The organism is Mycobacterium sp. (assembly GCF_035506235.1).
Lineage (GTDB): Bacteria > Actinomycetota > Actinomycetes > Mycobacteriales > Mycobacteriaceae > Mycobacterium.
In genome coordinates this window covers 35168-58442 of the sequence record NZ_DATJPU010000118.1, presented here as the reverse complement: position 1 = coordinate 58442, position 23275 = coordinate 35168, and the positions used below count along the sequence as shown (strand labels likewise).

Genomic DNA, 23275 nt, shown 5'->3' with positions numbered 1-23275 from the left:
AAGGATACATCAAGGCTCTCAACTCCCGCACCGGTCGGACCTACCGCGGTCCCGCCCTGCCCCGGGCCCACCGGCGAACGCGCCGACTGGTGGTGGTACGAACCCTTCCAACCCCAACCACCACCCACCAATTAGGTTGATGAGCAGCATCGCCTCGAAGCTCAAAACACGTTGGGGCACAGCGAATTTCGTTTACGCTACCCGCTGCCATCGAACCTTGATAACCACGCCGACCTGTCGGTCTAGAGTGCGTGGCGCAGATCGGGGCCCCGGGCCTCCGGAGATTTCTTCTGCTTGGCGGCGTAGAGATCGTCGTCGACGACCTCGTACAGCGCGGCGATGTCTGCGCACTCGCCCGAGGCCGAGGCCGCGCCGACGCTCGTGCCCGGCGTATGCAGCCGCACCCCGGCGACGAACCGCTCGGCCGCTGTCGGCGTCCGGCCCGCGCGCTCCGCGATGCACACGGCGAATTCGTCGCCGCCGAGCCTGGCCAGAACGGCATTGGCCGGGGCCACTTTTCGCCACACACTCGCGCGATTCACCAGGTGCTCGTCCCCGGCGACGTGTCCGTCGTTGTCGTTGATGCGTTTGAAGTTATCGATGTCGAGGGCGACGACGGTGACGGTGCTCGCCGTCGAACGCGATCGCGCCAGCAGGTCGGCGGTGGCGATCTCCCAGCCGGCCCGATTGAGCAGGCCCGTGAGCGGATCGGTGCAGGCCGCGGCGACAAGGCTGCGCGTCACTAAGCCGAAGGACTCGGCGGCCCCGACGATCGCGATCACGAAGATGAGGTAGTCGACGTACAGCCTGGCCGTGTGTGAGACCGCCAGGGCAGCGACCGACGCCAACGTGAGCGCGCCGACCAGGAGCACGCCGCGGCGCGGCGAGTAGAACGCGCGCAGATACATCGCCAGGAACATCGGCGCGATCAGGCAGGCGAACTCGGCGCTGATCGCGACGTGGAAGGCCATCACGACGGGTGTGGCCACCATCGCCGCGGCCGTCGCCGGCGCGGGTTTGTCGGGGCGGGCGGCCAGCCAGGCCAGCGCCGCCAACCCGAGCCCGATCGCCACAATGCCTCCGGCCGGATTCCCCTTGGCCAGCCCGTGGCGGATCGGCAACACGGTGAACACCACGCCGTAGCTGTAGAGGAATGTGGTGGTGCCCAGGTAGATCCGTAGCAGCCGGACCTGGTGTGCGGCATAAAAGCCGCTTCCCGAATCGGCGCGCAGCCGCAATTGTTGTCGGCGAGTGGCCCTACGGCCGAAGGGGCCTGCGCGGCGAAGACCCATCCCGTCACTCTCTGGTCAGATGCGGTTATGCAGACGCAACGCGCCCGCAACTATGTGAACCGTAATGGATGGGTCGAGCGATGTCCGCAGAAGAAAAGGGACGGCATTTAATCCGTCCCGCTTCAACATATTACGCACCCGGGGGCTTGCGGCAAGACCCGGGTCATGCCTCAAAATCGCAGGTCGAAACCGAAATGGAGTGAATCGGGGGTTGCGAGATGAGTGCGTTGTCGTCGGCGGGGAGCCATGCGGTGGTGATCGCCGGGGGAGGCCCGACCGGGTTGATGCTGGCCGGCGAGCTGGCGCTGGCGGGGACCGACGTCGCCATTGTCGAGCGGCGCGCCAGCCAGGAGCTGGTCAGCGCGCGGGCGGGCGGATTGCATGCGCGCACCATCGAGGTCCTCGATCAGCGCGGAATCGCTGACCGGTTCCTCGCGGCGGGTCAGGTGGCGCAGGTCGCGGGGTTTGCCCAGATTCGGTTGGATATCAGCGACTTTCCCACCCGGCACCCCTACGGGCTTGCGCTGTGGCAGATCCACATCGAGCGGATCCTGGCCGGCTGGGTCGGCGAGCTGGCGGTGCCGATCTATCGCGGACGCGAGGTGACGAGCGTCGCCCAAGACGACACCGGGGTCGACGTGGCGCTGTCCGACGGCCAGTTCCTGCGCGCCAGGTATGCCGTCGGGTGCGACGGGGGACGCAGCGCGGTCCGCAAGGCCGCAGGCATCGACTTCCCGGGATGGGATCCGACAACGAGCTACCTGCTCGCCGAGGTCGAAATGGCGTCCGACAGCGAGCCGGAATGGGGCATCCGCCACGACGCCGTTGGCGTCCATGCGCTCAGCATGCCGCAGGATGGCGGGCCGGTGCGGGTCATGGTGACCGAGAGGCAGGTCGGGCGGACCGACGAGCCCACCTTGCGCGATCTGAGCGAGGCGCTCAGCGCCGTATACGGGACCGATTACGGGATACACAGTTCCGCTTGGCTTTCGCGGTTCACCGACATGGCGCGACAGGCCGCGACCTATCGCAATGGGCGGGTCCTGCTGGCCGGCGACGCCGCACACGTGCATCACCCGATCGGCGGACAGGGCCTCAACACCGGTGTGCAGGATGCGGTGAATCTGGGGTGGAAGCTGGCCCAGGTGGTCAAGGGGATATCGCCCGACGGGCTGCTCGATACCTATCACGCCGAACGCCACCCGGTCGGCGCGCGCGTGCTGTGCAACGCGATGGCGCAGATGGCGCTGCTCCGTCCGGACGACCACCTGAAAGCGTTGCGCGACAGCATGTCCGAGCTCCTCGGCATGGACGAGCCGCGGAAGCGGTTCGGCGCGATGATGTCGGGCCTGGACATCCGTTACGACCTCGGCGAGGGACACCCGCTGCTCGGGCGCCGCATGCCCGATCTCGAGGTGGTCACCGCCGACGGCCCGGCGAGCGTATTCAGCCTGCTGCGCGAGGGCCGGCCGGTGCTGCTCAACCTCGGCACGCTCGGTGATTTCGACGTCGCCGCCTGGGCCGACCGGATCAGGTTGGTCGACGCGAAATATGTTGGGGCGTGGGAACTCCCGGCGCTTGGGTCCGTTGCCGCGCCAACCGCAGTGTTGATCCGGCCCGACGGACACGTCGCCTGGGTGGCGGAGCCAGCCCACGTCGGACTCGGCGACGCCCTCACCAGGTGGTTCGGAAACGATCAACGCCGCCCGAATGCGCCGGGCCCGGCCTGACAGACTCCGTCGGGGCCCGCCGGGAAGGAACCGCACGTTCGCTCAGTTCTAGTGCACGTGCCCACCCGGAGCGCCAAGATTGGCCTCCACACCACGATGAGAGGCGGAGATGACCGACTCAGCCAGCGGGTCCAAACACGTGCGGATCGGCGTTCAGCTGTGGCCCGGGGGGACGCCGGACTACCGCACGTGGCGGCAGGCGGTGCTGCACGCCGAAGAACTGGGCGCCGACGCCATCTTCGGCTACGACCATTTTCACAAGCCCTTCGTCGACATCGTCGACGGTGTTCCGCAGCTGCACGATGAACAGCCGGAAGTCAACAACTTCGAAGGCTGGACGGCCCTGGCGTCATGGGCCGAGATCACCACGCGAGCCGAAATCGGTTTGCTCGTCACCGGCATGCCGTACCGCAACCCCGACCTCGTCGCGGACATGGCGCGCACGGTCGACCACATCAGCGGGGGCCGGCTGATCCTCGGGCTGGGGGCGGGCTGGTATTGGAAGGACTTCACCGTCTACGGCTACGACTACGGCAGCGTGCGATCGAGGATGGACCGATTCGACGAAGGCCTGGCGCGCATCGAACACCGGCTCGCCCATCTGACACCGGGTCCGGTGCGACACATCCCGATCCTCATCGGCGGCGGTGGGGAGCGGCGGACCATTCCCACCGCGGCGCGTCACGCCGACATCTGGCACAGCTTCGAACCCATCGAGGAGTTCCGTCGCAAGAACGAACTCCTCACGCGGCTGGCCTGCGAGGCCGGACGCGACGAGGCCGCCATCGAACGGGGCATGGCGTGGACCGACGCGAAGACCGCCGACGCCTTCGTCGACGCGGGTGTCACGCTGTTCACCACCGAGATTCACCCGGACAGCAACGGCTACGACTTCTCCGAGCTGGAGACCATGCTCGCCTGGCGCGACCGATAAGCCGACGGGCCGCTAGTCTGGCGGCTCCTCCTTCGAGCCGCGGGTGGCGGCGTGTTCCCGCTCGCTGGGCTTGCCTGGAACGTCTTCGGCTTCCCGCTCATTGGCGACCTTCTCGTCGAGCTGGTCGACGATGTCCTCCAGCTGCTGAGCGTGACTCACTGGGTCTCTGTCGGGGTTCGTCATATCGCTTTCCATTGACGTTCACGGTCGGGCCACGGTACCCGTCGCTATTCCATACCCCGGCGCGCGATTCGTAACCGCATCCCGGGGGACCGATGCGGCACAGGGCTGCGCACACGCCGCGACGATGGAAGTATCGCAAGGGTGGCTACCAAAAAACCGCAAACGATCTCTTACCCGGCGCCAGAGAAACGCCCGCGCCGCCACGACAGCCAACCGCTGGACCCGCACGTCATCGTCCTGTTCGGCGCGACGGGCGATCTGGCCAAACGCAAGCTGATCCCCGGCCTGGCCTACCTGGACCAGTCCGAGCTTGCCCCCGATATCCAAATCGTCGCGACGTCCCTCGAGGACCTCAGCGACGACGAGTTCCGTGAAATCGCCAAGAACGCGATCGACTCGTTCGGGACGCACAAGCTCACGCCCGAACAGTGGGACAACTTCGCGAAAATCATCACTTACGTCCCGCAGGGTGCCGGACCCGAAGCGCTGGCCGCCGCGGTCGCCGAAGCCGAGAACAACCTGGACCGAAACGTGCAGCGATTGCACTATCTTTCGGTCCCTCCGAAAGCGGCGCGCTCCGTCATCACCATGCTGCGCGACGCCAAGCTCGTCGAGCGCTCGCGGGTTGTGATGGAAAAGCCGTTCGGCACCGATCTGGCCAGCGCGGTCGCGCTCAACGACTTCGTGCACGAAACATTCGACGAATCCCAGATTTTCCGCATCGACCACTTCCTGGGGAAAGAGGCCGCCCAGAACATCCTGGCGTTCCGTTTCGCCAACGGGCTGTTCGAGCCGATCTGGAACCGCAACTTCATCGACCACATCCAGATCGACATTCCCGAGGCCCTGGGTCTGGATCAGCGGGCGAACTTCTACGAAGAAACCGGCGCCTACAAAGACATGGTGGTCACGCACCTGTTCCAGGTGATGGCGTTCGTGGTGATGGAGCCGCCGACCGCGCTCGAGCCATTCGCCATCAGCGAGGAAAAGAACAAGGTGTTCCGGTCGATGCTGCCCATCAAACCCTCGGATGTGGTGCGCGGCCAGTACAACGGCTACCGCGACGAGGACGGGGTGGCGAAGGATTCCGACACAGAGACGTTCATCGCGCTCAAGGTGGGCATCGACAACTGGCGCTGGGCGGGCGTGCCGATCTATCTGCGCACCGGCAAGAAGATGGCCGAGGGCATCCGCATCATCTCGATCGCCTTCAAGGAGGCTCCGCGAACGATGTTTCCGCCCGGGTCGGGGGTGGGGACCCAAGGCCCCGATCACCTCACGTTCGACCTCGCCGACAACTCGAAGGTGTCGCTGTCCTTCTACGGCAAGCGGCCGGGCCCAGGCATGAAGCTGGACAAGTTGTCCATGCAGTTCTCCTCGCAGGAGATCGACACCGTCGTCGATGTGCTGGAGGCCTATGAGCGGCTCATCCTCGACGCGATGCGTGGCGATCACACGCTGTTCAACACCGCGGAGGGCATCGAATCATTGTGGGAGCGTTCGGAGGATCTGCTCAACGATCCGCCCGCGGCCAAGATGTATCAGCCCGGCACGTGGGGACCCAACGCCATTCACCAGTTGATCGCGCCCAACGCCTGGCGGTTGCCGTTCGAGCGGGAGTGGCGGGAAGCTAAAGGCTAGCCGGTGGATTCCGTACGCCCGGGCGGCTGACCCAGCCACTCGCGCAGCTTCGCGTAGATCTCGGCGTGGTTGAGCAGGTCGAAGTGGTGCAGCCCGGTCAGCGTCAGCCCGTGGTCCGGGTCGAACGGAATCTGGCGGGTCCTGCCGTTCCCGGACGCGCTGTGGGGGCGCACCAAGCGGTCGCCGAAAACGACCCCGACCGCCCGCGGGCCGGCGGTGGTGGCCACGAAGTGGTGGGCGGCGCCGGGCAGGAACGGGACCTCATTGCAGCGGTCGCGCAGGAACTCGTCGGGGTCGCAGTCGCTCCAGTCCTCGTCGAGCAAGGCGCCGTAGCGCAAATCCTTCGTGCCCGAACTGCGGGCGTTGAGGAACGAGGCCAGGCCTTCGGTTTCGGGCAACCGGGCCAGCGCCCAGGAGGCGGCGTTGACGCCCTTCTCCAGGTCGGCGCCCAGGTGCGGCGAACCGAGGCAGACGACGTGGCGAACCGAGTCGGGCCAGTCGTGCCGGTGGTGGGTCCCGTAGTGGCACGCGCTGCGCGCAACCAGGCCGCCCATCGAGTGACCGACCAGCGCGATCTCCTCGACCGGGACCGGCCACAGCGTGCCCAGCCGGTCGATCAGGGCGGCCAGGGATTTGCCGTTGTCGGAGATGTGCAGGCCTGTGTTGTAGCGCAGGTAAACCGGGGTGAAGCCCAGGTCGTTGCGCAGCCCGGCGCCGTACGGGGTCACCTCCTCGCCGTCGCGTGGCCGCCGCCACCACGACCTTTCGGTCATGCACCAGCCGTGGACGAACACCGCGATCCGGCCGGTGGGTTGCGGGAACGCCGCCGCGATGTCCGGGGCGTTCATCGCGACGGGCTTGCCGCGCCGGCGTATCTGCATGGTGAGCGCGAAGCCGTTTCCGCGGTTGGTCAGCTCGTCGCCGTAGATTCCGTTGAGCGCGGCGATGAAACCGGCGACCCTGGGGTCTGCTTCGACGGTTTCGTCGTCGTCGCTGCCGCGCGCCTCGGCGGCCAGTTCACCGGCGCCACGCAGCGCGGCCCGAATGGCGCGGTCGACGGCGTAGTAGGCCGCCGCGGCCGTCGTGTTGTGGACGAGCTGCACGGGCTTCGACACCGGACCGATCGAGTCGAAGACGCGCCGCGCGATGCCGCTGTGCGTGTCCCGCACCAGGCTGGTGAGCACGCGGGTGCCTTCACCGGCGAGGTCGGCGAGTGATCGGATTTCCTGTCGCTGCATGAGCTCCTCCTTCCTGCTCCCACTCAAGGTTCCCATTCCGCGCCGGCCTTAGCCCGCGGCGAACGAAATCACTGACCTATCCTGGCCGGAGTGACCGTCGGAGATTTGCGCCACCGCCTCGACGGCCTGACCACCCGGGACGCGGCGCGCCTCGGGCGGCGCCTGAAGAACCTCCGCGGCGCCGAGCCGCAAAAGCTGCGGCAACTCGCCGACCAGATCGCCACGGCGGAGGCCCTCGTCGCCGCCCGGCAGGCCGCCGTCCCGGCGATCACCTACCCCGACCTGCCGGTCAGCGAGCGCCGGCACGATATCGCCGAGGCGATTCGCGCGCACCAGGTGGTCGTGGTCGCGGGAGAAACCGGGTCGGGGAAGACCACCCAGCTGCCCAAGATCTGCCTCGACGCCGGCCGCGGCGTCCGCGGAACCATCGGGCACACCCAGCCCCGGCGGCTGGCCGCCCGCACCGTCGCCCAACGCATCGCCGACGAACTGCAGACCCCGCTCGGCGACGTGGTCGGCTACACCGTCCGGTTCACCGACCAGGTCAGCGACCGCACCCTGATCAAGCTGATGACCGACGGCATCCTGCTCGCCGAGATCCAGCGCGACCGCCGCCTGCTGCGCTACGACACCCTGATCCTCGACGAGGCCCACGAGCGCAGCCTGAACATCGACTTCCTGCTGGGTTACCTGCGCGAGCTGCTGCCACGCCGCCCCGATCTGAAGGTGATCGTCACGTCGGCGACGATCGAGCCGCAACGCTTCGCGGACCACTTCGGCGGCGCCCCGATCGTCGAGGTGTCCGGCCGGATGTATCCCGTAGAGATCCGGTACCGGCCGCTGGAAGTCCCGGTGTCATCGGACTTTGGGGACGATCCCGACGACCCCGACCACGAGATCGTCCGCACCGAGATCCGTGACGAGATCGAGGCGATCGTCGATGCGATCGGTGAACTCGAGGCCGAACCGCCGGGGGATGTGCTGGTGTTCCTGTCCGGCGAACGCGAGATCCGCGACACCGCAGAGGCTTTGGGTGGTTTACGGCATACGGAGGTGCTTCCGCTGTACGCCCGGCTGCCCACCGCCGAGCAGCAGAAGGTGTTCGCACCGCACACCGGGCGCCGCGTCGTGCTGGCGACCAACGTCGCCGAGACGTCGCTGACCGTGCCCGGGGTCCGCTACGTCGTCGACCCGGGCAACGCCCGCATTTCGCGGTACAGCCGCCGGTTGAAGGTGCAGCGATTGCCCATCGAGCCGGTCTCACAGGCCTCGGCCGCGCAGCGGGCCGGCCGCTCCGGCCGGACCGCCCCCGGCGTGTGCATCCGCCTGTACTCCGAGGAGGACTTCGCCGCGCGCCCGCGCTACACCGACCCCGAGATCCTGCGGACCAACCTCGCCGCGGTGATCCTGCAGATGGCGGCGCTGCAGCTCGGCGACCCCCCTGGCTATGTGGAGGACTTTCCGTTCCTCGACCCGCCGGACCGGCGCAGCGTCCGCGACGGCGTGCAGCTGTTGCAGGAGCTCGGCGCGTTCGATCAGCGCGGCGCGATCACCGACCTCGGCCGTCGCCTGGCGCGGCTGCCCGTCGACCCGCGGCTGGGCCGGATGATCCTGCAGGCCCAGACCGAGGGCTGCGTGCGGGAGATGCTGGTGCTGGCTGCGGCGCTGACGATCCCCGACCCGCGGGAGCGGCCCACCGACCGGGAGGAGGCGGCTCGTCAGAAGCATGCCCGCTTCGCCGACGACGCCTCCGACTTCGTGTCCTACCTCAACCTCTGGCGCTACCTGCGGGAGCAGCGAGAGATGTTGTCGCGCAACGCTTTCCGGCGCATGTGCCGAAACGAGTTCCTGCACTACCTGCGCATCCGCGAGTGGCAGGACCTCGTCGGGCAGCTGCGCAGCATCGCCCGCGACCTGGGCATCAACGAGTCCTCTGATGCGCAAGTACCGGCCGACCCGGCCGGCGTGCACGCGGCGCTGCTCGCCGGGCTGCTGTCGCACGTCGGCATGCGGCGCGAGGACGGGCGCGAGTACCTGGGCGCGCGCAATTCGCGGTTCGTCCTCGCGCCCGGCTCGGTGCTGACCAAGCGGCCCCCGCGCTGGGTGGTCGTGGCCGAGCTCGTCGAGACCAGCCGCCTCTACGGGCGGACCGCCGCGCGCATCCGGCCCGAGGTCGTCGAGCGGGTCGCGGGGGAGCTGGTGGATCGCAGCTACAGCGAGCCGCACTGGGATGCCCAGCGCGGCGAGGTGATGGCCTACGAGCGGGTGACGCTGTACGGCCTGCCGCTGGTGGCGCGCCGGCGCGTCGGGTACGCCCGCGTCGAGCCGGCGTTGGCGCGGGACCTGTTCATCCGGCACGCGCTCGTCGAGGGTGACTGGCGGACGCGCCATCACTTCTTCCGCGACAACGCGCGGCTGCGGGCCGAGCTCGAGGAGCTGGAGGAGCGGGCCCGCCGCCGCGACCTGCTCGTCGGTGACGACGAGGTGTACGCGCTCTACGACGCGCGCATCCCCGCCGAGGTTGTCTCGGCGCGGCACTTCGACGCGTGGTGGAAAAAGCAGCGGCACAAGACACCTGGCCTGCTGACGTTCACGCGCGACGACTTGCTGCGCACCGAGGAGACCGCCGATGCCGATCGGCCGGACAGCTGGCGGTCGGGGGATGTCGCGTTGCCCCTGACCTACCGGTTTGAGCCCGGCGCCGCCGACGACGGCGTCACGGTGCACGTGCCGATCGAAGTGCTCGCGCGGCTGGGGGGCGACGAGTTCGCCTGGCAGGTGCCGGCGCTGCGCGAGGAGCTGGTCACCGCGCTCATTCGCTCACTGCCAAAAGACCTGCGGCGCAACTTCGTTCCCGCCCCCGACGCCGCCCACGCGGTGCTGACCGGGATCGACCCAACCGGGGAGCCGCTGTTGCCGGCGCTGCAGCGCGAATTGCGCCGTCGCAGCGGCGTTTTGGTGCCCATCGACGCCTTCGAGCTGGACAAGCTGCCAACGCACCTGCGGGTGACGTTTGCCGTGGAATCCGCCGATGGCCTCGAGGTCGCCCGCGGCAAGGACCTGCAGGCCCTGCAGGAGCGGCTCGCGGGACCGGCCCGGCGCGCCGTCGTGCGCGCGGTCGCCGGCGAGCTGGAACGAAAGGGACTGCGCGCCTGGCCCGGCGATCTGGACGAACTGCCGCGTACCGTCGAGCGCACAGTCGACGGACGCACCGTGCGCGGCTTTCCCGCTTTCGTCGACGCGGGCGACGGGGTGGACCTGCGCGTGTTCGCGAAGCCGGCGGAGCAGGACGATGCGATGGGGGCGGGCACGCGGCGGCTGATCCGGCTGAGCGTGGCGTCGCCCGTCAAACCTGTGGAGCGGCAACTGGATCCGCGGGCGCGCCTCGCGCTCGGCGCGAACCCGGACGGCTCCCTGTCGGCGTTGCTCGACGACTGCGCCGACGCCGCGACCGACGCGCTGGCGCCCCGGCCGACGTGGACGCGCGACGAGTTCGCCGCGCTGCGCGATCGGGTAGGGGAGGCTCTGCTGCCGACGACGGTCGACATTGTGGCCCGCGTCGAGAAGGTGTTGTCGGCCGCGCAGGAGGCGCGACTCGCGCTCCCCGACCAGCCACCGCCGGCGCAGGCCGACGCGATCGCCGACGTCCGCGGCCAGCTGGACCGGCTGTTGCCGCCCGGGTTCGTCACCATCACCGGGCGCGCGCATCTCGCCGACCTCGCGCGCTACCTGACCGCGATTCGCCGGCGCCTCGACCGGTTGCCCCACGGGATCGACGCCGACCGCGAGCGGATGCAGCGCATGCGCGCCGCGCAGGACGCATACGACGAACTCGTCCGGGTGCTGCCGCCCGCGCGGGTGACGTCCGCCGACGTCCGCGACATCGCCCGACAGATCGAGGAGTTGCGGGTGAGCCTGTGGGCCCAGCAGCTCGGCACCCCGCGGCCGGTCAGCGAGCAGCGCATCTATCGTGCCATCGGGGCCATTCACGACCGGCGGTGATCGGTTCCGAGAAACCCGGTCTAGAAAATCGTCAGCAAAGTATTGAAATACTTCAGATTTGTGACCCCGAGACCGCGCTGCGCAATACCGGGGAAGTCGGTCAAAGATTACGTTCGATTTGGCGCACAACCCGTCGCCGACTGTTACGATTCGGCGATCGCCAAATGTCTCGGCGTTTGCTTTACGGGCTATTCGATGGAGGGCGGAAATATGTCATTGTTGAGCATCGCGCCGGACGTCGTGTCGGCGGCCAGTGGAAACTTGGCGAACTTGGGCTCTGCGCTGCGCAGCGCGACCACCGTGGCGGCTGGGCAGACGACCGCGATAGCGGCGCCGGCCGGCGACGAGGTATCGGCGGCCGTCACCGCACTTCTTGGTACGCATGGCCAGGAATTTCAGGCCCTCAGCGCCAAGGCGGCGGCCTTTCACGACGAGTTTGTGAACTTGTTGAGCGGCGGCGCCGCGCAATATGTGAGCACCGAAGTCGCTAACGCCAGGCAAACATTGGTGAACGCATTGAATACGCCCGCGGAGGCTCTGCTGGGTCCCGGCCAGGCGGGCGCGGCCGCGGCCAACGCGGCGCAAACGATCAACCAGAACTTTGGTCCCGTCCAGTTCGCGATAAGCGCGACCCCGGACGGCGTGAGTGAACTCGCGACCCTGAACACTCCGTTGGGGCAGCTGGGGTCGTTGTCGCTGAATGGAGTCCCCTTCCTGGAGCCGGGCGGCTCGGGCATCGGGTTGAACGTGAATGGAACCGGGACCGTCAACACCCCGCTCGGCCCCCTGGCGTGGTTGTCGGCGACCGGGAACGAGTACATCGGCCCCGGTGGCTTCGGGGCATCCCTGGGTGGGCTCACTCCTGTTGGCTACCAGGCAATTTCCGTGACCGGGAACGCGATGGGCCAAATCACCGGGGGGTCTTTCACCACCTTCGGTTTGGAGTTCTTCTTCCAAGGGAGCCAGTACGGCATCATCCCGCAGTTCGGGAACCTGCCGCCGGTGATTTTCTAGTCGGGTACCCACCTGCTGACATTCCGGCACGGCGGCGCCGCTCCGCACCGCCTACCCTTGCCCCGTGGACGTTGAACACCGCGATCCGGCGACCCTGCGCCCCCGCAGATCTGCCCTTTACTTGCCCGGCAACAACTCCCGGGCGCTGGAGAAGGGCAAAACGCTGCCGGCAGACGTGCTGATCTTCGACCTCGAAGACGCCGTGGGACCCGACGCCAAAGCCGATTCACGGGCGAAGGTGTGCGACGGGATCTCCTCGAAGAGCTACCGGCCCCGCGAGATCGTGGTGCGGGTCAACGGCCTGGACACCGACTGGCACGACGACGATTTGGCCGCGGTGGCCGCTTCGCCCGCCGACGGGGTGCTCGTGCCGAAGGTCGAGAGGGCCGAACAGGTCCAAGCGCTGGCCGCGGCGCTCGACGAGCTCGGCGCGCCCGCGGCGATGCGGCTGTGGGTGATGATCGAGACGCCTCGAGCCTTCCTGAGAGCGGAGGAGGTCGCCTCGGCCAGCGGTCGCTTGGCCGCATTGGTGGTGGGCACCAACGATCTCGTGAACGATCTACACGGACTGCACGTACCCGGACGCGCGCCGGTGCTGACGGCGTTGTCGTTGGCCGTGTTGGGCGCGAGGGCGGCCGGAAAGGCCGTCCTGGATGGCGTTTTCAACGACATCGCGGACGAAGACGGCTTTCGCGCCGAGACCCGGCAAGGTCGCGCGATGGGCTTCGACGGCAAGACCCTCATTCATCCGTCCCAGATCGCTCCGGCCAACGACCTGTTCGGCCCGTCGCAAGAAGAGCTGGCGGACGCCCGCAAGATCGTCTCGGCCTACGAGGAGGCCGAGGCCGCGGGGAACAGCGTGATCACGGTTGACGGCCGGATGATCGAGAGCTTGCACGTGCGTGACGCCCAGCGGATCCTCGCCCTTGCCGAGCTCATCTCGGAGAGGGAATCCGCTTCCTAGCGCGCGGCGATCCACTGCGTGAGCGCGTCCTCAAGTGCTGCGGTGACGCTCACGCCCGCGGTGATGGCGGCCTCCTCGAACCGGTCGACCAAGTCCGCCGGAACGGAGGCATTGACCTTGCAGCGCTCCGGTTTTGGCTTCCCCTGGGCAAGGGCCACGGGTGCGTGTCGCGCGATGGTCGCATCCATGGTTTCGCGCAGCGCGGGCATCTCGTGGACCAGGCGGGCGAGCTCATCGCGTTCGATCCGCAGCACCTCGGCCGGTCCGGTCGTCGTGACCGTCGCAGAACGGAGTTGACCGCGGCGGAGCACGGATTCGCCGATCACCTCGCCCGGCCCCAACACGGCGATGCGGTCCTGGCCGACGTACACGCCCACCTCCCCGCTGAGCATGATGTAGCAGGCGTCCGAGGGCGTCTGCTCATGAATCAGCGGCCACGGCTTGGACCTCGAAATGCGGTGGGCTGCTCCGACGAGACGATGCAGCTCATCATCCGAGAACTTGTCGAAGGCGTCGAACTGGCGCAGCCGCCGGACGTCTTCCTCCTCATGCCCGTCCGCATCCACTTTCATAGCGGGCTCCTCATGCGCGATGTAACCCGGACATCGAGGAGCCTAACTTGAATTCGTAGCGATGAAGAAGAAGAAAAAGGTAATCGGTCGCATGCGCCTGCCGGGCGGTCAGGTCCCACTACCCGGTAGGTTGAACGCGAATCCGCACGAACGCGAAGGGAGACACGGTGCACCAAACCGCGGCCATGGCTGAGGCCGACCGCGCGTGGATGATCGACACGCTGCTCGCGCTGCTGCAAACCCCAAGCCCGGCAGGGCGCACGGACGCGGTGATGCAGCTGATCGGCGACATCTTCGACGACTTTGGCGTGCCGTTTACCCTGACCCGCCGCGGGGCGCTGACCGCCGAACTGCCGGGGGAGTCGGCGACCACCGACCGGGCACTGGTGGTCCACGCGGACACCATCGGCTGTATGGTGCGCGACCTCAAGGACAACGGCCGCCTGGAGCTGATCCCCGTCGGCACCTTCTCGGCGCGATTCGCCACCGGCGCCCGCGTGCGGATCTTCAGCGACGACCCCGACGAGTTCATCACCGGCACCGTCTTGCCGCTCAAGGCCAGTGGGCACACGTTCGGCGACGAGATCGACACCCAACCGACGGACTGGAAACACGTCGAGGTCCGCGTCGACCGCAAGGTGGGCTCGCGGGAGGACCTGGCCCGCCTCGGCCTGAACGTCGGTGACTTCGTAGCGCTGATCGCCAGCCCCGAACTCACCGCCGACGGCTTTGTCGTCTCCCGCCACCTCGACGGAAAGGCCGGTGTCGCAATCGCACTCGCACTGGCCAAGAACATTTCGGAGAACAAAATGGTGCTGCCGCACCGCACCACGATCATGATCACGATCACCGAGGAGGTCGGCCACGGGGCCAGCCACGGCCTGCCCGCGGACGTCGCGGAGCTGATCTCGGCGGACAACGCGGTGTGCGCGCCCGGCCAGCACTCCATCGAGGACGGCGTGACGATCCCCATGGCCGACATGCACGGCCCCTTCGACTACCACCTGACCCGCAAGCTGTGCCGGCTCGCCGAGGAGCACGACATTCCCTTCGTGCGAGACGTGTTCCGCTACTACCGCTCCGACGCCGCCGCCGCGATCGAGGCGGGCGCAGGCACCAGGGCCGCGCTGGTCGGCTTCGGGGTCGATGGCAGCCACGGCTGGGAGCGCACCCACATCGAGTCGCTGGAGGCCGCATACAACCTGCTGCACTGCTGGCTGCAGACGCCGTTGACGTTCGCCAAGTGGGACGCCAAGCCGTCGGGCAATCTTCGCGACTTCCCGTCGTCGGAGCAACCCGCGCCGACCGAGCAGTGGGTGCCGCTGGCCCGCGGCGAGCACGCCGAACCCGGCGACGCGTCGCCGGGTTCGCACTGGCCGCCGTCGGAGGGCCCGCAGGCCTGAGGCGTTCCCAAGCGCGCCTGACACATCGATACCCGTCAGGACGTCGGGGCCGCCGTGCGAGATGCGTGATGCCGGGCTCGGTTTCCGCCGCATCTCTTGGCTTCGTACATGGCGGTGTCGGCGTCGGCGACGAGCTCACGAAACGCCCGTTCGGCGTCATCGCACCCCACGCTGCGCAACGGCAGGGTGGCGGTGCCCACGCTGGCCGTCACCGGGGCGGGGATGGACGCAACGGCATTGCAGAGCTTATGACCCCACCCTTGCGGCGGTTGTGCGGTGACGACGTCGGCGATCAGGAATTCCTCCCCGCCGACACGGCCGATGACTGAGGTGTCCCGGCAGGCAGCCGTGAGCGCCTGGGCCGCCGCGACGAGTGCCTTGTCGCCGGCCGCATGCCCCTGGCTGTCATTGACCGCTTTGAAGCGGTCGAGGTCGACCATGGCCACGGCCAGAAACATGTGGTCACCGCCGGTAAGCATCCGCCCGATTATGGCGCGGTCGCAGGCTCGCCGATTCAATAGGCCGGTCAGCGGGTCGCGATTGGCGCGCAATAAGTCCACGCCCAGCGCCCGGACAACGATATAGATGGCGAACGGCACGATCACGTTGAGTTCGAGCACCAGGAAGTAACCGGTGAAGGCCAGCATCGCGTCGCCGGCGACGACCAGGCGCACCACTTCCACGGCGCCCACCGCGCCGGCGAGGCTGAAGTTCAGAGCCACATATCTGGCGGTGTGGAAAAACGCGACATAGCCGCCCGAAACGGCCAGAGCCGAGCACGCCATCAGCGCGACGATCGGCTGGGTCTGCCAGAGGCAACCGGCGGCGACGCTCGTGCTGCCGGTCATGGCGTACACAATCGATTGACGTCGCGTGGGCCATCGGGACAACCACAACACCGCCATGCCCAGCCCTGCCAGGCCGGCCACCACCGAGATGGTCAGCGCAAGGCGCGGGCAGAACGGTGTTTGCCCCCACAGAACGTTGACCGGCCACAGCGCCAGCGACGCAGACAACCCTGCCAAGACCCGGCGGGTGTTGGCGCTCAGCCCGTGGGCTTGCAAATAGCCGGTCAGCCAGTCGAAGTGGTCGGGCTGTCGCCACCACGCCGCCAACCACCGCATCGAAATTGCCTTCCGGAACTGGTCGATCCGGCGCACGGCGCCGGATTTGGGTCATCGCGATCTACAAAAATTAACCCGATCGCGCGCTTATTCCCACAATCGATTTATTTCGACCAGAACAATGATCAGGCTAATAGTTCGGAATTTCAGTTCTGGCGAAACCACGCACGCGACACGGCGTCGAATATTTGGCCTCGCAGTATTCGTTCGATGTCGCAACCGGGGATTAGCGCACAATGGACCGCTCTAGCGACGCCAGCGATTCGGCAAGGTAGTCCGGACCGAAGAGGGGCATCGTGCCCACCCGGTCGCGGAAATCCTGCGGCGTGCCGCTCCAGTCGTAGGTGAGGGTGACGTCGGTGCGGTTCCCATTCGCGGCCAGGTCGTAGCGCCAGAACCAACCGCCGGGACTGTGGTTGCCCGCGCCATCGAGCCCGCCCGGCATCCAGCCGATCGCGCGATCCTTCTCGAACACGTTCACCAGGTTGTGTACGACGTAGTCACCACCGGCCTGGGTGAGAAACATGTTCACCGCGAACATCTGTGCGGCGCCGGTGATCGGTGCGATGTCCACCGCGTCGCGCACCCAGTCGGTGGGTTCCGTGCTGCAGTGGCGGGACGGGTCGGCGAGGACGGCGAAGATCTCCGCCGGCGCCGCGGCGATGCTGCGGGTGACGACGTAACGCTCGGGGGCGGTGGTCATGTGTTGTCCCTGGGTCCGTAAGCGCTGGCGATATCGGGGGAGTCGAGCCACCCCGAGTATGTCGGGCGCGAGGGCCAACCTTCAGGGGAATCGAGCCATTCTTCCTGCCGGCCCCACGGCAGGATGTCGATCAGCCCGAACGAGTGGCTGAGCTGCTCGGTGCCTCGCCCGTTCGTGTGCCACGTGCGGTAGACGGTTTCGCCGTCGCGCAGGAACACATTGACCCCGAAGCCGCCCCCGGATGGTGCGTCCATGTCCGCGCCAAACGTGCTCTCCGACGACGAGTACCACTCCATCCGGTTGCCCACCTTCCGCTTGTAGGCGAGGGCTTCTTCGATCGGTCCGTTTGTGACGATGACGAACCGGGCGTCGTAGTTGTCGAGGAACTCGAGTCGAGTGAACTGGGACGTGAGGCCCGTGCAGCCGCCGCACTGCCACTCCGCCCCGTCCGACCACATGTGGTGGTAGACGATGAGCTGCGAACGGCCGTCGAACACGTCCGCCAGGCGGACGGGCCCGTCGGCGCCGATCAGGGTGTAGTCGGGCAATTCGACCATCGGCAGACGGCGGCGCTGGGCGGCTATCGCGTCCAGCTCGCGGGTGGCGGCCTTCTCACGCTTGCGCAGTTCGTCCAGGGCGGCGCGCCACGTCGAGTGGTCGATGATGGGGGGTAGGGCGTTGTTGCCCGCGGGCATGGGATCCACCTTTGCGATCGATTTCGTCGTCGTAGGTCAGACTCGTGGCGCGCCGGAAATTCATCGGTGCGGCAATCCGGATGACGGTAGCCTTCGCGGCATGACCGACTCCGTCGTCGTCAAGGTCAAGCCCGGCAGCCGCAAGGGACCCCTTGTCGAGGTCGGCCCTGACGGCGAGCTGACGATCTACGTCCGGGAGCGGGCGGTCGACGGCAAGGCCAACGACGCAGTCACCCGGTTACTGGCGGCACACCTTCAATTGCCAAGGAGCCGAATCGAATTGGTATCCGGTACGACGTCGCGGCTCAAGCGGTTCCGGGTATACCGCGGCGTTACGCCCTGACCGCGTTCAATGCCACAATCGCATCGATCACCGCGTCCGGCTGATCAAGGGAGACAAAGGTTTTCGCGTCGGGAACCTCGGTCAGCTCAGCGTTGCCGAACACCCCGGCCAGCCGCCGGCCTAGCGCAGGGGTGAAGCAGCGGTCCCGTTGGCCCCATACCAGCGTGACCGGCTTGGTGAATCGGGGAAGGCGGGTGGCCACGTCGGTGAGATCGAAGGTGGCCACCTGGCGCAGCAACGCCGCCAGGTCGCGGCAGATGCGGGAGTCCTCGAGGCAGGGCTGCAGCCATGCGGCGGTGAGGTCCGCATCGGGCCGGTTGATGAGCAACCCGTAGCCCAGCGGGGAGTGGCGCAGCGTCCGCAGTCGCAGTTGCCGACACAGCGCCTTGATCGTGACGGGCCCACGAAGCAGCCGGAACGCGAGGTCGAACGGGAAGGGCGGGCACTTGTCGAAGGCGTCGCAGTTGGTGAGCAGCAGGCGGCCGATCCGGTCCGGGTGGGCGTCGACGACCAGTTGGCACAGCCCACCGCCGGTGTCGCTGCCGACCAGGGTCACGTCGGAAAGGTCGAGGGCCACGATCATGTCGTTGATCATCTCCGCGACACCGGGCAGCGTCAGCGCGGAGGCGTCGTTGACCGGGATGGACCCATGAACGGCGCGGTTCAGGGATCCAGATTCAGCAGCGCTCCGCCGGTCATCGGGTCAAGGGGCGCCGACACGTGGTCGTGGGCAACGAACCACTCGCCATTGACTTTCCGGCGTCGAACGTCCTGCTCGTCAGTCGGATTCCACGGTAGCCACGCCGAGCAGTAGAGGATTTGGTCTTGACCTGCCTGCCCCCGCTCGGTTCGATGATGTATACGCCGGTAGGGGGGAGGCCAGCAATGAGGACGTTCGTTCGCCGTCTTGTTCCCGCCGTCATGGTGGCCTTGGCGTCGATGGCAACGGTGATGATCGCGTCGCCGGCAGTGAGCAAGGCTGACTGCGCGGACGGCGAGTGGTGGGACCCGACGGGCAAGGTCTGCCGACCCCTCGGGGTCGGGCCGCAACCTTTGGCGTGCGACCCAGGCCAGTGGTGGGACCCGACGGCCAATGTATGCCGGCCGCTGGGTGTGGGGCCGCAACCGCTGGCATGCGACAACGGCTGGTGGTGGGATCCGGGTGCGAACGTATGCCGCCCGCCGCTGGTGCCGCCGGCGAGTTAGAGCGACACGTGCTTCCGGGGAATCGTTTAGTAGACGCTGGCGTTCCTTCGTGTCGCATAGTATGCTCACAGCAAATAGTGAACGAACCCGTCTATAATCCGCAGAACGAAGGCGCCATGTACACCGCACCATCGCCTTTTGACGACCCGACTACACCGATCGATGCGCAGGCCTTGCGGGCGTGGTGGGCGCGCCAGCGACGTGAAACGCAGGCGATGCAGCGACGCAAGCCGCAGCGCGTCGCGTTTATCCGTCAGAGATGGTGATGAGGCCACCGCTGTTGCGGCGGTGATCCCTGACCGCGCGCCGCGTGCACTGCTCAACAGCTCGGCTTTGACTGTAGTGCTCAGGCGTATGCGCGATTCATGCCACGATATGCCACGTTCTGCGCTCGCTCCCACGCAGCTTCACACGGCCGGCGCCGACCGAAGGTCAGCTCGAGGCGCTCAGGATCTTGATCGCGAAGACGAGCGTGTCGCCCGGCCGGATGCCGGCGCTGGGCTGACCGTCCGGGTAGCCGTCCGCGGACGTCATCGCGACGCCGACCGTGGAGCCGGCCTTTTGCCCCGCGATGGCCTTCTGGAACCCGGGCACGACTCCGCTGAGCGGGAAGTCAACCGGGGCGCCCCGTTCGTAGCTGTTGTCGAACACCGATCCGTCGCGCCCGTTGACACCCATGTAGCAGACGGAAACCTTTGCGCTACCGGGGACCACGGGTCCGTCTCCGGCGTGCAGCGTGTGCACCTGGGTCTGGGTCACGCTGAACGGTGCCGTCACGTTCACGCGCGGAGCGGTGGTGTCCGTGGACCCGGTGACAGCGACGCTGCCGGTGGTCCCGGCCAGCGTCCAGTCGGGCGCCCCGCCGTTCGGCGGTGCCGCGGTGGGGCAGGAGCCGGCCGCGGTCGCCGTGCCTGATGCGGCGAGCGGCAGAGCGATGGCCGCGGCACAGGCCGCGAGCGCGACGGCGGGATACTTCCGGGAAGGATTCACGGCGGTCACGCTACAGCCAGCCCTTCGGGTCTTGCCTGGTAGCCCTGTGACGAATCAAAGGGGCATCGGCCGATACAGCCGAATACGTTGCGACACAGGCGAAAAGGGCTAACTGGTGATGCCGACCAATTCTTGTGCCACCGCATCGAATGCGCGCAGCGTGTCCAGCATGTGCGGCTCTTGAGAGTGCGGCTGGGTGGACAGCTTGGCGGCGACCATGTCCGCGGCGCGGTTGACGTAGATCATCTGACCGCACATGCCCAGGCACAACACGACGTTGTTGCCCGGGTAGGGGAACCACATCTGGTTGCGGTACATCCCGCCGGGCAATTCGGTGTCGTCGGGGCTGGCGGCGAACGCCTGACGCGAGTCGGGCCCGCCGTCGAGGGTGTCGGCGATCCACGCCGCCGGTACCACCTGCCGGCCGGTCAACGAGGCACCGTCGCGCAAGAACAGCGACCCGAACCGGATCATGTCGGTAAGACAGGCGTTGATGCCGCCGTTGAACATTCCCGTGCCTTCGCTGTCGACACCGATGGTGGCGTCGCTTTGGGCACCGATCCGGCTCCACAGCAGTTCCGACATCAGCTCGGGCATCCGCTGGGCACCTGCGACTTCGCAGATCCAGCCGAGGACGTCGGTCTCACACGAGCGATATTCGAAGGGGCCGCCGTGCGGCGACTTCTGCCGCAACGTCAGCAAGAACTCGCGAAGCGTGGAAGGTGCGTCCGGACGGCTCCGGGGAGCCCACCCCATTGCCTGGTCGAGGAGGTGTATCTGTGCGGCCGGGTCGTCGTAGTTTTCCGCGAAGGCGATACCCGACCTCATGTCCAGCAGGTGACGCACCGTCGCGCCGGCGTAGCCGGAGTTCGCCAGGGCGGGAACGAATGCCGTGACCGGCGAATCAAGCGCGATCGCGCCCGCCTCGTGCAACGCGCCGGCGACGGCGCCCACCAGCGACTTGCTCACCGAGAACAGCAGGTGCCGGGTATGGGGTCCCATGCCGTGGAGGTACTCCTCGGCCGCCATCGACCCGCGGTGGGCTATGGCCCACCCGTCGGTGGCCGTCGCGGCCATCACCGCGCCGACCGTGGTGGCCGTCCCGTTGGTGTTGGTCACCGGGATCTCGGCGAGGGGAGCAGGGGCCGCGGGCAACGCCGCGCCCGGCCCGTTTCCACGAGAGATCACCGCGGTCGGCACCATGTCCTCGACATGCTGGAACGACCAGTGCGCGTAGGGCGGAGACAGCCAGTTGCCCAGGGAGATACCGACCGGAAAGCTCACGCTCGTGCGACGAGCCGCGAGACGATCGGTGCGGCCGGCACCAGGGGCGTGGAGGCGAACTTCGCCTTCATGCCCTTGACCCAGCGCTGGCAGCGTTCGGTCAGCCGGTAATCGTCGGTCTGCAGGTGTCCGCGGGTGACGAGCACGCCGAGTTGGGCGCCCTCGGAGCGCAAGTCGCCAGGCGCCGCGACACGCATGTAGAAGGCCTCGGAGCCGTCGAGCAGTGTGGCCCAGTCGTTGGCGGAACGCGCAAAGGAGACGCGACCGTCGTCGTCGATGCGCCATACACCGGTGCGTGGCGTCGCGGTGAAGATCTCGAGATCCGGCGACGTCTCCGTGATGATCACCTGCCCCCAGACCTCGTCCTCGCCGTAGCCGCGCTCCCAGCGCGCGTTGATCTCCTCGATGTCGAGCTCGTACTCCACGTCCATGTACTCGAGCAGGTGAAAGAGGAACAGCGGCATGTCGGCGTAGGCCTCGGTGGTCAGGTTCGTCATGGGGCTGGCGCCGCTCAGGCGCGGGTTGACCTCGCCGAGGTAGAGCTCATCGGAGTCCAGGTCGTGCAACAGGTCCACCTCGAAGTAGCCGCGGTACCCCTCGCGGCGCATGACGTCGCCGAGCTTTCCCACCATTTCTCGCGCGGCGTGCGTCTGTGCGGGCGGCAGTACTTCGCGCCAGATGTCGTTGCCGCACCAGCTGCCTCTGTGCGGAGTCAGCTCCGAATAACCGACCAGGCTCGTCATCGCGGGGCCGATCACGGTACCGTGGCGGGTCACTGCGCCCTCGAGGCACACCTCCACATTGCGGATCCGCTTCATGACCTTGAGGTCCTGCCCGACCAGGTCACCGGCGTACTTGTCCCAGTCGCCCTGACCGCGGACAAAGAACGTCCCGCTGCCGGCGTTGCCATAAGCGATCGAGATGACGAGGTCATCTCCCAATCCGGCGTTTTGTGCGAGCGTCAGAAGTTCGTCGTAGGAGCCGGCGCGCCCGATCGTGTTAGGCACGCTCGGTACCCCCGCCTCGGCCGCCAGGCGCGTCATGACGATCTTGGAGCCCAGGCGCTGGCGCAGCTCCGCCGGCGGGTGCATGACCTCGAGACCCGCCTGTCGCGCGAGGCCCTGGATTTCCTCGTTCAGCATCACAAAGCAGCACTTGCCACCGGGACCTCGACCCGCGATGAAGTCGAGCGTCTCGGGATCAGACAGGAGGTGGCTGCACACCTCGTCCATGGAATCGAAATCACGGCGGTCGCGCCGCCGCGGCACGAACACCCGCGAATGCGTGCCCTCGAAGGCGTCAAAGTAGGTCAGGTAGAAGAAGTTTCGCACCCAGCGGTCGATACCCAGCAGGTTGAACGGCGTCGGAGAGATGAAGTACAGCGGGACGGCGTTGGTGTGGAAGAACGCGCGTACGTCCGAGAGACCGCTCAGGCTGCGCGTCTCCGGCGAGGGGCCGCCGGTATGCGTGTTCATGCCACACCCGCTCGCGTCGGCGCCTGCGACCGGAGCGAGGATGGCGGCGGGGACAGGGGCGTTGCGCTCAGCGGGACGGTGATGAAGTGACATAGCTGCATTGCATAAGTGTGCGCCCCGCCCATGGCCGTGTCGAAATGTGAGTACCTCAACTTCTGCCGGGGGCGACGGCGCTCCCGTGCCAGTGGCCGTTCGAACCGCGACCGGGGCGAAGCGGCACAGGTGCTTCGCGACATGGGGACGCTGCGTGCGTGGTGAGACCTTCCGCATGCGCGAGTGCTCGCCATTGACCCGGGCCGACTTGGCGAAAGCGTTCCCATCTCGGCTCTGACGAGATGCGTCGCGTGACGCGGCACTCCGGATCGTTATGACCTGGAGGCGGTAATTAAAGCGACTTTCAAAAGCGTTGAGCAACTGGTTTTGCCGGGGCGGCTGTGGGTTGATCAATTGGCGCGCCGCGCAAGGTGTTCCTCTCGTGACGG

General features: G+C 67.4%; 22 protein-coding genes. 11 read left to right on the top strand and 11 right to left on the bottom strand.

Annotated features, from left to right (window positions below; all coding sequences use genetic code 11):
* On the top strand, positions 1 to 135 hold a 135-nt coding region (locus tag VMD50_RS11055; protein ID WP_325427706.1), incomplete at its 5' end, for a hypothetical protein.
* A 107-nt stretch (positions 136 to 242) separates the two neighbouring features.
* Here the strand turns inward: VMD50_RS11055 and VMD50_RS11050 are convergent.
* Positions 243 to 1238: a GGDEF domain-containing protein gene (locus VMD50_RS11050; protein ID WP_325427704.1), complete on the bottom strand. Its 996-nt coding sequence runs from the start codon at positions 1236 to 1238 to the stop codon at positions 243 to 245.
* Positions 1239 to 1510: 272 nt separating this feature from the next.
* Between VMD50_RS11050 and VMD50_RS11045 the strand changes: the two genes are divergently transcribed.
* On the top strand, positions 1511 to 3022 hold the full coding sequence (locus VMD50_RS11045; protein ID WP_325427698.1) for an FAD-dependent monooxygenase: 1512 nt from the start codon (positions 1511 to 1513) through the stop codon (positions 3020 to 3022).
* Positions 3023 to 3131: 109 nt separating this feature from the next.
* Positions 3132 to 3956, top strand: coding sequence for an LLM class F420-dependent oxidoreductase (locus tag VMD50_RS11040; protein ID WP_325427696.1), 825 nt, complete (start codon positions 3132 to 3134; stop codon positions 3954 to 3956).
* A 12-nt stretch (positions 3957 to 3968) separates the two neighbouring features.
* Here VMD50_RS11040 and VMD50_RS11035 read toward each other — a convergent pair whose 3' ends face one another.
* Positions 3969 to 4151 (bottom strand): hypothetical protein, encoded by a 183-nt coding sequence (locus VMD50_RS11035; protein ID WP_325427695.1) that lies wholly within the window; start codon positions 4149 to 4151, stop codon positions 3969 to 3971.
* 129 nt (positions 4152 to 4280) lie between these two features.
* On the opposite strand from VMD50_RS11035, the gene zwf reads away from it, so the two are divergent.
* Positions 4281 to 5780, top strand: a complete 1500-nt coding sequence (gene zwf / locus VMD50_RS11030) for a glucose-6-phosphate dehydrogenase (RefSeq protein WP_325427693.1) — start codon at positions 4281 to 4283, stop codon at positions 5778 to 5780.
* On the opposite strand, the gene VMD50_RS11025 is transcribed toward zwf, so the two are convergent.
* Positions 5777 to 7018, bottom strand: coding sequence for an esterase/lipase family protein (locus tag VMD50_RS11025; RefSeq protein ID WP_325427691.1), 1242 nt, complete (start codon positions 7016 to 7018; stop codon positions 5777 to 5779). The genes zwf and VMD50_RS11025 overlap by 4 nt on opposite strands.
* A gap of 90 nt (positions 7019 to 7108) precedes the next feature.
* Between VMD50_RS11025 and hrpA the strand changes: the two genes are divergently transcribed.
* The 3 genes from hrpA (at position 7109) to VMD50_RS11010 (ending at position 12998) form a co-directional block, all read left to right on the top strand.
* A complete protein-coding gene (gene hrpA, locus VMD50_RS11020) occupies positions 7109 to 11020 on the top strand; it encodes an ATP-dependent RNA helicase HrpA (RefSeq protein WP_414686044.1) in 3912 nt (1303 codons plus the stop codon).
* 210 nt (positions 11021 to 11230) lie between these two features.
* Positions 11231 to 12034, top strand: a complete 804-nt coding sequence (locus VMD50_RS11015) for a PE family protein (RefSeq protein ID WP_325427689.1) — start codon at positions 11231 to 11233, stop codon at positions 12032 to 12034.
* 64 nt (positions 12035 to 12098) lie between these two features.
* A complete protein-coding gene (locus VMD50_RS11010; RefSeq protein WP_325427687.1) occupies positions 12099 to 12998 on the top strand; it encodes an HpcH/HpaI aldolase/citrate lyase family protein in 900 nt (299 codons plus the stop codon).
* Here VMD50_RS11010 and VMD50_RS11005 read toward each other — a convergent pair.
* Positions 12995 to 13570 (bottom strand): cyclic nucleotide-binding domain-containing protein, encoded by a 576-nt coding sequence (locus VMD50_RS11005; protein ID WP_325427685.1) that lies wholly within the window; start codon positions 13568 to 13570, stop codon positions 12995 to 12997. The genes VMD50_RS11010 and VMD50_RS11005 overlap by 4 nt on opposite strands.
* Positions 13571 to 13737: 167 nt before the next feature.
* Here VMD50_RS11005 and VMD50_RS11000 point away from each other — a divergent pair, with 167 nt between their 5' ends.
* Positions 13738 to 14973 carry an osmoprotectant NAGGN system M42 family peptidase gene (locus VMD50_RS11000; RefSeq protein ID WP_325427683.1) on the top strand — a complete coding sequence of 412 codons (1236 nt, stop codon included), beginning with the start codon at positions 13738 to 13740 and terminating at the stop codon, positions 14971 to 14973.
* A gap of 35 nt (positions 14974 to 15008) precedes the next feature.
* Here the strand turns inward: VMD50_RS11000 and VMD50_RS10995 are convergent, their stop codons facing one another.
* From VMD50_RS10995 to VMD50_RS10985, 3 genes are all read right to left on the bottom strand, one after another.
* Positions 15009 to 16097 (bottom strand): GGDEF domain-containing protein, encoded by a 1089-nt coding sequence (locus tag VMD50_RS10995; RefSeq protein WP_325427681.1) that lies wholly within the window; start codon positions 16095 to 16097, stop codon positions 15009 to 15011.
* Positions 16098 to 16323: 226 nt separating this feature from the next.
* Positions 16324 to 16800 (bottom strand): SRPBCC family protein, encoded by a 477-nt coding sequence (locus VMD50_RS10990; RefSeq protein WP_325427679.1) that lies wholly within the window; start codon positions 16798 to 16800, stop codon positions 16324 to 16326.
* A complete protein-coding gene (locus VMD50_RS10985; RefSeq protein WP_325427677.1) occupies positions 16797 to 17495 on the bottom strand; it encodes a DUF899 domain-containing protein in 699 nt (232 codons plus the stop codon). The genes VMD50_RS10990 and VMD50_RS10985 overlap by 4 nt, the downstream gene beginning before the upstream one ends.
* A gap of 100 nt (positions 17496 to 17595) precedes the next feature.
* Here VMD50_RS10985 and VMD50_RS10980 point away from each other — a divergent pair, with 100 nt between their 5' ends.
* Positions 17596 to 17838 carry a DUF167 domain-containing protein gene (locus VMD50_RS10980; protein WP_325427675.1) on the top strand — a complete coding sequence of 81 codons (243 nt, stop codon included), beginning with the start codon at positions 17596 to 17598 and terminating at the stop codon, positions 17836 to 17838.
* Here the strand turns inward: VMD50_RS10980 and VMD50_RS10975 are convergent.
* Entirely contained in the window at positions 17828 to 18457 is a 630-nt protein-coding gene (locus VMD50_RS10975; RefSeq protein ID WP_325427700.1) for an alpha/beta fold hydrolase, read from the bottom strand. The two genes, VMD50_RS10980 and VMD50_RS10975, sit on opposite strands and share 11 nt — an antisense overlap.
* Positions 18458 to 18723: 266 nt before the next feature.
* Here VMD50_RS10975 and VMD50_RS10970 point away from each other — a divergent pair, with 266 nt between their 5' ends.
* On the top strand, positions 18724 to 19044 hold the full coding sequence (locus tag VMD50_RS10970; RefSeq protein ID WP_325427673.1) for a hypothetical protein: 321 nt from the start codon (positions 18724 to 18726) through the stop codon (positions 19042 to 19044).
* Positions 19045 to 19121: 77 nt separating this feature from the next.
* On the top strand, positions 19122 to 19310 hold the full coding sequence (locus VMD50_RS10965; RefSeq protein ID WP_325427671.1) for a hypothetical protein: 189 nt from the start codon (positions 19122 to 19124) through the stop codon (positions 19308 to 19310).
* Between the two features lie 166 nt (positions 19311 to 19476).
* Here the strand turns inward: VMD50_RS10965 and VMD50_RS10960 are convergent, their stop codons facing one another.
* The 3 genes from VMD50_RS10960 to VMD50_RS10950 form a co-directional block, all read right to left on the bottom strand.
* The gene (locus tag VMD50_RS10960) at positions 19477 to 20043 is read right to left on the bottom strand and encodes an FKBP-type peptidyl-prolyl cis-trans isomerase (protein ID WP_414686043.1); all 567 of its coding nucleotides are present in this window, start codon (positions 20041 to 20043) and stop codon (positions 19477 to 19479) included.
* A gap of 99 nt (positions 20044 to 20142) precedes the next feature.
* A complete protein-coding gene (locus VMD50_RS10955) occupies positions 20143 to 21318 on the bottom strand; it encodes a serine hydrolase domain-containing protein (protein ID WP_325427667.1) in 1176 nt (391 codons plus the stop codon).
* Entirely contained in the window at positions 21315 to 22793 is a 1479-nt protein-coding gene (locus VMD50_RS10950; protein WP_325427665.1) for a biotin carboxylase, read from the bottom strand. The genes VMD50_RS10955 and VMD50_RS10950 overlap by 4 nt, the downstream gene beginning before the upstream one ends.
* Positions 22794 to 23275 lie beyond the last annotated feature (482 nt).

Coding starts and splice junctions, on each gene's coding strand:
- VMD50_RS11015 (WP_325427689.1), top strand. CDS start 11,231: ATGTCATTGTTGAGCATCGCGCCGGACGTCGTGTCGGCGGCCAGTGGA.
- VMD50_RS10970 (WP_325427673.1), top strand. CDS start 18,724: ATGAGGACGTTCGTTCGCCGTCTTGTTCCCGCCGTCATGGTGGCCTTG.
- VMD50_RS10995 (WP_325427681.1), bottom strand. CDS start 16,097: ATGCGGTGGTTGGCGGCGTGGTGGCGACAGCCCGACCACTTCGACTGG.
- VMD50_RS11035 (WP_325427695.1), bottom strand. CDS start 4,151: ATGGAAAGCGATATGACGAACCCCGACAGAGACCCAGTGAGTCACGCT.
- VMD50_RS10950 (WP_325427665.1), bottom strand. CDS start 22,793: ATGAACACGCATACCGGCGGCCCCTCGCCGGAGACGCGCAGCCTGAGC.
- VMD50_RS10985 (WP_325427677.1), bottom strand. CDS start 17,495: ATGCCCGCGGGCAACAACGCCCTACCCCCCATCATCGACCACTCGACG.
- VMD50_RS11025 (WP_325427691.1), bottom strand. CDS start 7,018: ATGCAGCGACAGGAAATCCGATCACTCGCCGACCTCGCCGGTGAAGGC.
- VMD50_RS11045 (WP_325427698.1), top strand. CDS start 1,511: ATGAGTGCGTTGTCGTCGGCGGGGAGCCATGCGGTGGTGATCGCCGGG.
- VMD50_RS11005 (WP_325427685.1), bottom strand. CDS start 13,570: ATGAAAGTGGATGCGGACGGGCATGAGGAGGAAGACGTCCGGCGGCTG.
- VMD50_RS10980 (WP_325427675.1), top strand. CDS start 17,596: ATGACCGACTCCGTCGTCGTCAAGGTCAAGCCCGGCAGCCGCAAGGGA.
- VMD50_RS11040 (WP_325427696.1), top strand. CDS start 3,132: ATGACCGACTCAGCCAGCGGGTCCAAACACGTGCGGATCGGCGTTCAG.
- VMD50_RS10990 (WP_325427679.1), bottom strand. CDS start 16,800: ATGACCACCGCCCCCGAGCGTTACGTCGTCACCCGCAGCATCGCCGCG.